We start from the raw sequence: 1,772 nt of genomic DNA, 5'->3' as shown, positions 1-1,772 counted from the left end.
CTTGGCCACGGTCAGGCCGCGGTCGCCGGCTTCCTCCTGCATCGCTTCGTCGACGGCTTTGCCGGTGGGCGCGAGCACGAGCACTTCTTTGTTCGCCCGGTGCGCGGCGGCGCGCAGCGCCTTGAGTGAGTGAGTTTTGCCAGCACCGGCCGGGGCCTGCAAGGGCTGCACCAGAAATGGGGAGACGGCGATGTTGCGGATGGCGCGCTCTTGGTCGGCGGAGAGGTCCCCGAGATCGGCAGCGCGCACATCGAGACGACTGCGGTTGTCGGAGGTGTCCACCATGTCGAGGATGCGGGACTCCTCGAGCATGATCGCGTCGACGGTGTACTTCTCGTGCCCCTCGCGGTGGTGCGCTTCGCGCGGCGCGCTGATGCGCACACCGACGTCGTCGACGAACGCTTCGATGAGCGCGCGCGGTTCCCCGACCGCGCCGACTGGCAGCTGCGCGCCGACGATCTCCACCATGTCGGCGCGCGTGAACGCGGCCTTGTCGATGCGCGCTGCCATGTGCGCGATGCGCGCTCGGTCCAGGGGGGTGCGCGCCTGTGCGCGCCGCGCTTCGCGCGCGGCGAAGTGCGCGTCGCGGTCCAGATCCAGACCGCGCGCGTCGGCGCGCCACATCGCTTTGAGTTCGTCCCAGGCGAGCTGCTCGGGTTTGGTGGGCCGGGTGGCTTTCTNGGTCCAGATCCAGACCGCGCGCGTCGGCGCGCCACATCGCTTTGAGTTCGTCCCAGGCGAGCTGCTCGGGTTTGGTGGGCCGGGTGGCTTTCTGCGCGGAGGCCAACTGTGCGGCGGTCGGCTCACCGTCGACGACGACGAGGTTGTCTTTGGCCCATTCCCTCAGCCGAGTGGACCGCTGCGACCACGCCTTGATGCTGGCCGCAGTGACGCCGGCGATCTCGGCCATGCCGGAATGCTCGTCGACGGGCTGCCATTCGAAGCCCCGCTCGGCGTGCAACTCGTGGCGCAGCGTGGCCTGGTAGATGATCCCGGCGGCTTTGGCTTCGTGATACAGCGACTTGGCTCGGCGTGCAACTCGTGGCGCAGCGTGGCCTGGTAGATGATCCCGGCGGCTTTGGCTTCGTGATACAGCGACTTGGAGTCGATCGACACCAGCCGCCCATCGGCTCTGACCTGGCGATTCGGCACGATGACGTGGGTGTGCAGGTGCGGGTCCCCGCAGCGGCTCGTCTCGTGCTGGTAGGCGATCGCGACCAGTCCGGGCAGCCGCTGGAGGTCTTTGTTGCTGGTCAGCGGGTTGTGCACCCGGGTGTACCCGGCGTGTTCGTGCAGGTAGGTCATCGCGGCTTCGACTGCTTTGACGTGGGCGTTCTGCATGACCTTTTCGGCCACGTCGTCGGTCAGCGATCGCAGCAGCGACACACTCTTGGGTGCGGCGAACATCAGGTCAAACCCGTGCACCCCGTTGGTTCCGAACGCCCGGCCGGCCTCCCCGTTGGGGGTCACGCCGTCGTCGAGCCACCGCGCCGCTACCTCGGTGTCAGCAAATCCGCCGTCGAGTGCGGCGCCGTCGAGTCCGGTGGCCTCACCGACGGTGGCCTTGTCGCCGACCACGACCCAGGTCGGGACGCGGGTGTCGCCTTCGGAGTAGTACTCGCCCAGGCCGCCGCCGGCGGCCTGGCGGTCCATCGAGGCTTGCCGGGCCTGATTGGCGGTGTCGTTGTAGTAGCCGATACTCCAGCGACTCAGCCGCGAGATCGTCAGCACGGTCGCACCGCCACCAGACCACCTCACCAAGCCGGACAGGC

1 pseudogene is annotated in these 1,772 nt (G+C 68.4%); it reads right to left on the bottom strand.

Features of this window, described 5'->3' with window-relative positions:
- A pseudogene (gene mobF / locus H7I57_RS33985) lies at positions 1-1,731 on the bottom strand (MobF family relaxase); the annotation flags it as partial.
- Positions 1,732-1,772 lie beyond the last annotated feature (41 nt).

Origin of the sequence: Mycolicibacterium pyrenivorans (assembly GCF_025821625.1) — a bacterium.
In the GTDB taxonomy this organism is placed as follows: Bacteria; Actinomycetota; Actinomycetes; order Mycobacteriales; family Mycobacteriaceae; genus Mycobacterium; species Mycobacterium pyrenivorans.
The sequence above is the reverse complement of the archived record's forward strand: the minus strand, read 5'-3'. Positions and strand labels throughout refer to the sequence as shown.